Origin of the sequence: Pseudomonas sp. 32_A, from assembly GCF_017490905.1 — a bacterium.
GTDB lineage: Bacteria > Pseudomonadota > Gammaproteobacteria > Pseudomonadales > Pseudomonadaceae > Aquipseudomonas > Aquipseudomonas inefficax.
This window is the reverse complement of record NZ_JAFGYI010000340.1, coordinates 1-446: the sequence shown is the minus strand read 5'-3', so window position 1 is coordinate 446 and position 446 is coordinate 1. Positions and strand designations below refer to the sequence as shown.

Annotated in this window: 1 pseudogene; it reads left to right on the top strand. The window is 63.7% G+C overall.

Going from position 1 to position 446, the window contains the following annotated elements:
• Positions 1 to 446 (top strand): annotated as a pseudogene (locus tag J5M58_RS26965) (excinuclease ABC subunit B); the annotation flags it as partial.

Sequence of the window (446 nt, the reverse complement as noted above, 5' to 3'; positions counted from 1 at the left end):
AGCCGGAAGCGTACGTGCCGCAGCGCGATCTCTTCATCGAGAAGGATTCGTCGATCAACGAGCACATCGAGCAGATGCGGCTGTCGGCGACGAAGAGCCTGATGGAGCGGCGCGATGTCGTGATCGTCGCGACGGTGTCGGCGATCTACGGTATCGGCAATCCGTCCGAATACCACCAGATGATCCTCACGCTGCGCACGGGCGACAAGATCGGCCAGCGCGAGGTGATCGCGCGGCTGATCGCGATGCAGTACACGCGCAACGAGCAGGACTTCCAGCGCGGCACGTTTCGCGTGCGCGGCGACACGATCGACATCTTCCCGGCCGAGCACGCGGAGATGGCGGTGCGCGTCGAGTTGTTCGACGACGAAGTCGATACGCTGCACCTGTTCGATCCGCTGACGGGGCGCGTGCGGCAGAAGATTCCGCGCTTCACCGTCTATCCG